This is a genomic window from Deferrivibrio sp., from assembly GCF_055117995.1.
Window position 1 is genome coordinate 37,031 of sequence record NZ_JBSQOT010000016.1, and the last position, 7,123, is coordinate 44,153.

Genomic DNA, 7,123 nt, shown 5'->3' on the forward strand with positions numbered 1-7,123 from the left:
AAATTAATCTTCACTCTTTTTACTAGCCTGAATTACCTTTTCAGAAAGGTGGCTTGGCAATTCTTCGTAATGGCTAAATTCCATTGTAAACATACCTCTACCGCCTGTCATGCTCCTTAAATCTGGCGCATATTTTAATATCTCAGCCATAGGAACCTGTGCTGAAACATGTTGCCCATTGATTTGTGGTTCTACATTAAGGATTCTACCTCTTCTTGAGTTTAAATCACCTATGACAGCTCCGACTGCATCTTCTGGAACAAAAATGTCTATATTCATAATAGGTTCAAGAAGCACTGGCTTTGCTTCCATAGCCACTTTTTTGTAAGCCATGGATGCGGCGATTTTGAATGCCATCTCAGAAGAATCAACAGAGTGGTATGAACCGTCATAAAGAGTAACTTTAAAATCTACCATAGGATAACCTGCTATAACACCTTCCTGTGCAGCCTCTCTAATCCCTTTTTCTACAGCAGGTATGTACTGTTTTGGTATGGCACCACCCACAATTTGATCTACAAATTCAAATCCTTGTCCTCTTGAAAGAGGCTCGATAGTAATCCATACGTCTCCGTATTGCCCTCTACCGCCAGATTGCTTTTTATATTTTCCCTGTCCGCTGGCTTTACCTTTAATTGTTTCTTTGTATGGTACTTTTGGTGTCTTAAGATCAACTTCTACATTAAATTTTTTCTTTAACTTTTCAACAATGACTTCAATGTGCATTTGTCCCATACCATTTAAGAGTAGCTCACCGGTCTGCTCATCCCTATTAACTCTTATCCCCGGATCTTCTTCCATTAATCTGTGCAATCCGCTACTTACTTTGTCTTCATCGTCTTTAGATTTTGGCACAAGCGAAAAAGCAAGAACAGGCTCAGGTAATTCAACAGGCGTAATTTCTATTTGATTTTTCTTATTGTCCGTGAAAGTATCAAAGGATTCTGTATATTTTAATTTATTTACCATGCCTATTTGACCAGCTATCAATTTATCAGTTTTTACAAAATTTTTTCCTTGCAATAGGTATAATTGGTTTATTTTTTCAGTTTCATCTTTATTTACATTGTAAATTTCGCTGTCATTTTTGAGTTCACCAGAATAAAGTCTTATGAGCGATAACTTTCCGGCAAATGGGTCTATAAATGTTTTAAAAACAAATCCTACCAGTGTCTTGTCCTGGGGATCGATAAATATTGTCTCACCGGTTTTTTTATCGATTGCCTCCCTTCTTTCTCTTTGAAGAGGGGATGGAAGATAATTTATTACAGCCTCTAACAGAAGTTTTGAACCTATATTTTTTGTGGCTGAACCGCAAATTACAGGAATGAATCTTTTTGATATAGTCCCTTCCCTTATCCCTTTGAAGATTTCTTCTTCAGTAAACTCTTCTCCATCAAGAAATTTCTCAATCAATGCATCATCTGTTTCGCTGATTGCTTCAATAAGTTTATTTCTATATTCTTCTGCCTCGGGAAGTAAGTCTGATGGGATTTCTTCGATTTTATATTCAGCGGTTGGCTCGTCCGGGTATATATATGCTTTCATTTTAACAAGATCAATAATCCCTTTAAAAGTATCTTCCGCACCAATAGGCAGGAAAAGAGGTACGGGGTTTATACCAAAAGATTTTTCAATATCAGAAAGAGATCTGAAAAAGTCCGCTCTCTCTTTGTCCATTTTGTTTACAAATATGAGTTTTGCAAGATCATACTGGTCGGCAAATTTCCACACCCTTTCTGTTTCAGCTTTTACACCGGTAATTGCACTTGCTATTACTACTGCTCCACCAACGGCAGAAAGAGCAGCTTTTGTTTCATGTAAAAAATTTGAATATCCGGGAGTATCAACTATATTGATTAAATTCTTTTCCCATTCAATTGAACACACTTTGCTGTTTATTGATATTTTTCTTTCAATTTCCACTGGATCAAAATCCATAACACTTGATCCATTGTCAACACTGCCAATTTTTTTGGTTACTTTTGCATTGTAAAGTATTGCTTCAATAAGGCTTGTTTTACCCGCACCACCATGTGAAATAAATGCAACATTTCGTATTTTGTTAATATCACTTACATTCATAGACGCCCTCCATCATTGATTTAAATAATTCTAACAAATTAAATTATCATTTTCAATAATTTGTAGAAAAATGTTTATTTTTTTTCTTTAACCTGTATAATATTTTAAATAAATAAGCTTATGGTTTAATATTTAACAAATATATAAATTAGGAGGATAAGATGGAAAATAACCCTTGGGGCGACCAAAAGCTCAATATAAAATTGCCAAAATTAAAATTCAATATTTCCGGTATTGTTATTTTGATTATTGTGCTTGTTGTATGGCTATTGAGCGGGTTTTATATTGTTAAAGCCAATGAGCAAGCTGTAGTTGTAAGGTTTGGTAAAATTGTCAAAGTTGTAGGCGCAGGTCCTCATTTTCATATTCCTTTTCCTGTTGAAAGGATTGACAAGGCAGAAGTTACCAAGATACATCGAATTGAAATTGGATTTAGAACTTCCAAGAATGGACAAATAACGTCAGTACCTAAAGAAGCGCTTATGCTTACAGGAGATGAAAATATTGTCAGTATTGATTTAATTGTGCAATATAAAATAGGGGATATAGTGAAATATCTATACAATGTTTTAAATGTAGAAAAAACTATTAAAGATGCAGCAGAATCAGCAATAAGGGAAGTAGCAGGTAAGGAGAAAATTGACGATATTCTGACAACAGAAAAAAACAGGATTCAAATTGAAACACAGGATATACTTCAGGAGATACTCAATTTTTATAATTCCGGTATTGATATTGTTGCTGTCCAATTGCAGGATGTTGAGCCACCAAAGGCTGTAGTTGCTGCTTTTAAGGATGTTGCAAGTGCAAAGGAGGACAAAAACAGGTTTATTAATGAGGCAGAGGCATACCGAAATGAGATAATACCAAAAGCAAGAGCTGAAGCTGCAGCAATGATTCTTGATGCAGAAGCATACGAGGTTGAAAAAATAGAAAGGGCTAAAGGCGAAACAGTGAGATTTTTAAATATATATGAAAGCTATAAAAAAGCTCCTGAAATCACTAAAAAGCGACTATATCTTGAAAAAATGGCGGAGGTTTTGAGAGACAATCAGATATTCATATTTGATGAGAATATAGAAAATGTAAATCCTTTTATGGGTCTTGAGGAAATCAGAGGGAAGGGGGGAGAAAAATGAAAAAATTATTGGCAGGAATAATTATAGTAGTAGTTTTGTTAGTTGCAGCACCTTTTACCGGGGCATTTTTTGTTGTAAAGGTAAATGAGCAGGCCATTGTCACGTATCTTGGTAAAGTAGTAAGGGTAATTAAGGAGCCTGGACTATATTTTAAAATCCCTTTTATTTACAGTGTTTCATATTTGAGCAAGATGCTTCTCGAGTATGATGCACCTGTTTCGGAAATATTGACAAAAGATAAGAAAAATCTTGTGCTTGATAATTACTGCAGGTGGAAAATAGATGACCCATTAAAATTTTATCTCAGTGTCAGAGATGTTTATGGAGCAATGTCTCGAATAGACGATATTATTTATTCCGAAATGAGAATAGAATTGGGGCAGCATACTTTGACAGAAGTGGTGAGTGTGACACGAAATGAGATAATGGCAAATGTCACGAAAGCCGCACGGGAAAAAGCAAAAGTATATGGAATTTATATACAGGATATAAGGATTAAAAGGGCTGACCTGCCACCTGAGAATGAAAGGGCGGTATATGAAAGGATGCGCGCCGAAAGGATAAGAATTGCCAAACAGTACCGCTCGGAAGGGCTTGAAGAAGCTCAGAAGATAAAAGCAAAAACTGAAAAAGAGAAGAAAATCATTCTGGCCGAAGCCTATAAAAAAGTTCAGGAGATAAAAGGGGAAACTGATGCCAAAGTTGTGAAAATATATGCAGATGCCTTTAAACAAGACCCAAATTTCTATGAATTTATAAAGACGCTGGAAGTTTATTCAGAAGTATTTACTGACAATAGCAAATATTTCCTTTCAACTAATTCAAAGCTTTTGAGATTGCTCAATAAAGGTGATATTCAATAACAAGCCCTCTTTTGAGGGCTTGTTTTACATCCATCCTTTTTTCTTAAATATAACAATGGGAAGTATCGAAGATATCAGCATAATTACCAGGGACAAAGGGTATCCAAAAGGCCAGTTAAGCTCCGGAAAAAACTTAAAGTTCATCCCATAAATGCTTGCCACAAGTGTAGGTGGAAGGAATATTACATTGACAATGGTAAATATTTTAATGATATTGTTTTGCTCAATTCCCAGTTGACCAAGGAATATATTCTGAATGTAGTCAAGTCTGTCAAAATTAAATCTCGTATAATCAATCAGAGAATTAACGTCCTTAATCATTATTTTAAAATTGTTTTGAAGACTCATAGGCAGTTTTGGAGATTTTAAAATTGCAGAAAGGAGTCTTTGTTTATCGATTAAACTTTCCCTCAACCTTGTGTTGTGGTCTTCATTTATCGATATTGACTCCAGCAAGTCTTCACTGTCCATATCTTCATTCAAAAGGTTTTTTCTTAAATTTGATATCCCTTTTGCAATATTCTCAAGTATATCTGCGTCCATATCTATCCTCATTTCAAGGATGTTGCTAAATATATGAAAACCTGAATTAAATAGATTTGGAAGGGAAATAATCTTTTTTATACATTCTTCAAATGTACGAAGTTCTCTGTATCTTATTGTGACAAGAAAATTATCCTGTAAAATAAATGAAACAGTTTCATTGTGGGGTGTATTGTCGACTATTGTGAAGAAGTAGGTGTTTACGGTGATATCCTTGGAAGTTTCCCAATAGCGTGAAGAAACTTCAATCTCTTCTGTTTCCTGTTTTGTGGGGAAATCAACATTATATCTTGAAGCAATTATCTTAAACTCTTCAGGGAGCGGGTTAATCATATCAATCCAGAGCAGTTCTCCAAAATCTGGAAGAGAGGTATTGATATCCTGACATGTTTTTATCACGCCATTTTTATCTCTGGAGTAAATTTTAATCATATTTTACCTCCCTTTAAAGTTTATTAAAACTATTCTTTTTTTGTATAAATTTCAATTAAAATTATTAAAATTAATATATTGAATAGTATGTTAGTCTTCCATCAAGACCACCATTTTTTAATGGAAATTTCATGGATGTTTTTAGACCAACACTTTTTATCAACTCTCTATTTCCAAAATATACGTATGCCTTGCTGCCTTTGCACCTGTTTTTTAAAAAATCTCCAAAATTTTTTATTAGCTTTTGAATTTCACTTTTTTCACCAAGCCTCTTACCGTAAGGTGGGTTTGTGATAATTGTTGAATCGTCGATACTGTTAATCTTTGCAAAATCACTGATGTTGAGCGATACATTATTTCCACCGGGAATAAGCTTTAAGTTGTTTCTGGCAATGCTTATCGCTTCTTTATCAATGTCACTGCCATGAATAAGCCCTTTTGGGAGTTGTTTTATCCCTTTTATTAGGTTATTTTTAGTTTTTTCAAAAAGGCTTTTATCAAAATCAGGCATATAGTATAAACCCAAATTTTCTCTGTTATAACAAGAAGGTATATTGCAATATTTAAGCAATGCTTCAGCAAGAATAGTGCCTGAGCCGCAAAAAGGGTCATACAGTTTTGTATCCCCATCCCAGCCTGAAATGCGGACGATGGCTGCAGCAAGATTCTCCATCATTGGAGCTTCTTTGCTTTGTTTACGGTAGCCTCTTCTGTGAAGGGAGCCTCCGGTCAGTTCAAGGCTGATTGTGGCCTTATTGTTATTGATATAGAGATTAAACCATATATCAGGAGTCTTGGGTTGAACATCTGGTCTTTTTGCATATTTATCTCTAAAGTAGTCTGCTATTGCATCTTTGAGGCATAATGATGCATATTGAGAGTGTGTAATCAAGCTGTTGGATGTAGAGGCAAATATTGCAAATGTTTTTTCCAGACTCAAAAAGTCTTCCCACTTTATTTGCCTTGCAGTTTTGTAAAGATATTTGGTGCTGTGGCAATCAAAAGTAATCAAGGGTGCTAAGATTCTTGTAGGTATTTTTGCTGAATAGACAATTTTATATAGAGTTTCTTTTGATGCACTAAAAGAAACTCCTCTGTATTTTGTATTTAGTTCAAACGCACCAAGCTCTTCAAGTTCTTCAGCAGCTATTTTTTCAAGATTGTCGAGTACTACAGCAAAATATTTCCCTGTTTTTAGGTATTGGTACATTAACTTCTTTTCTCCTTTGCGATTTCCACAATTGGCCTTTTACCTTTTTTATGCTTTTTAAAGTATGAAAGAATTACTTCTGCTTCCTCGTAAGGCGCAGTTACGAAAGAGAATTTGTCAAAGACCTTTACCTCTCTTAACTTATTTTGTTCAACTCCTGTCTTTTCATAAATAAAATCTACAAGTGTCTTTGGCGAAAAGTCATTTTCTTTACCAAGTGAAACAAATAGCCTTGCTTTCCCTTTTTTGTTTATAGATTTGACATCTGCGATTTCAGAGTATGTGGATTCATCAAATTCGTCATTATAGTTTATTGATAAAAGGGCTTTGATTATCTTTTCAGGGGAAATGCTGTCCAATAGTTCACTTGCAACATCGTCAATATGTTTGTTTCCATAATAATCAAGGTTTTCAGCAGTGCTTTTTATCTCCTCTATTATTTTTGATTTTTTAGTTTCAATGATATCTGAAATTTTTGGCAAATCACCCTTTTTTATTTTTGCTTTAGCAATTCTCATGATATAAACAAGTCTTCTGTACTCTTCAGGTGTCACAAATGTAATTGCAGTCCCCTCTTTACCTGCTCTTCCTGTTCTACCTATTCTGTGTACATAAGATTCAGGGTCTTGAGGAAGGGAGTAATTTATTACATGAGTTAAATCGGAAATATCTATTCCTCTTGCAGCAACATCGGTTGCAACAAGTATATTAATCTTTTTTTCCTTGAATTTTTTTAAAATTCTTTCCCTCTGGTATTGTGAAATATCACCATGAAGTGCATCAGCGCTGTATCCTCTATCAAGAAGCTTGTTGGTCACATTATCCACATCAATTTTTGTTCTGCAAAAGAC

The 7,123-nt window shown here is 34.6% G+C and carries 6 protein-coding genes; 2 read left to right on the top strand and 4 right to left on the bottom strand.

Annotated features, from left to right (window positions below):
- Positions 1-3: 3 nt before the first annotated feature.
- Positions 4-2,085 (bottom strand): elongation factor G, encoded by a 2,082-nt coding sequence (fusA, locus tag ACTCAF_RS06095; RefSeq protein ID WP_463062406.1) that lies wholly within the window; start codon positions 2,083-2,085, stop codon positions 4-6.
- Positions 2,086-2,246: 161 nt separating this feature from the next.
- Here fusA and hflK point away from each other — a divergent pair, with 161 nt between their 5' ends.
- Positions 2,247-3,224, top strand: coding sequence for an FtsH protease activity modulator HflK (gene hflK, locus ACTCAF_RS06100; protein ID WP_463062407.1), 978 nt, complete (start codon positions 2,247-2,249; stop codon positions 3,222-3,224).
- Positions 3,221-4,087 carry a protease modulator HflC gene (hflC, locus tag ACTCAF_RS06105; RefSeq protein ID WP_463062408.1) on the top strand — a complete coding sequence of 289 codons (867 nt, stop codon included), beginning with the start codon at positions 3,221-3,223 and terminating at the stop codon, positions 4,085-4,087. Before hflK ends, hflC begins: the two co-directional genes overlap by 4 nt.
- Positions 4,088-4,111: 24 nt before the next feature.
- Here the strand turns inward: hflC and corA are convergent, their stop codons facing one another.
- The 3 genes from corA to ACTCAF_RS06120 all read right to left on the bottom strand — a co-directional run.
- Entirely contained in the window at positions 4,112-5,062 is a 951-nt protein-coding gene (gene corA, locus ACTCAF_RS06110; protein ID WP_463062409.1) for a magnesium/cobalt transporter CorA, read from the bottom strand.
- A 70-nt stretch (positions 5,063-5,132) separates the two neighbouring features.
- The gene (locus ACTCAF_RS06115; RefSeq protein ID WP_463062410.1) at positions 5,133-6,272 is read right to left on the bottom strand and encodes a THUMP domain-containing class I SAM-dependent RNA methyltransferase; all 1,140 of its coding nucleotides are present in this window, start codon (positions 6,270-6,272) and stop codon (positions 5,133-5,135) included.
- On the bottom strand, positions 6,272-7,123 hold an 852-nt coding region (locus tag ACTCAF_RS06120), incomplete at its 5' end, for a helicase-related protein (RefSeq protein ID WP_463062411.1). The genes ACTCAF_RS06115 and ACTCAF_RS06120, both read right to left, overlap by 1 nt.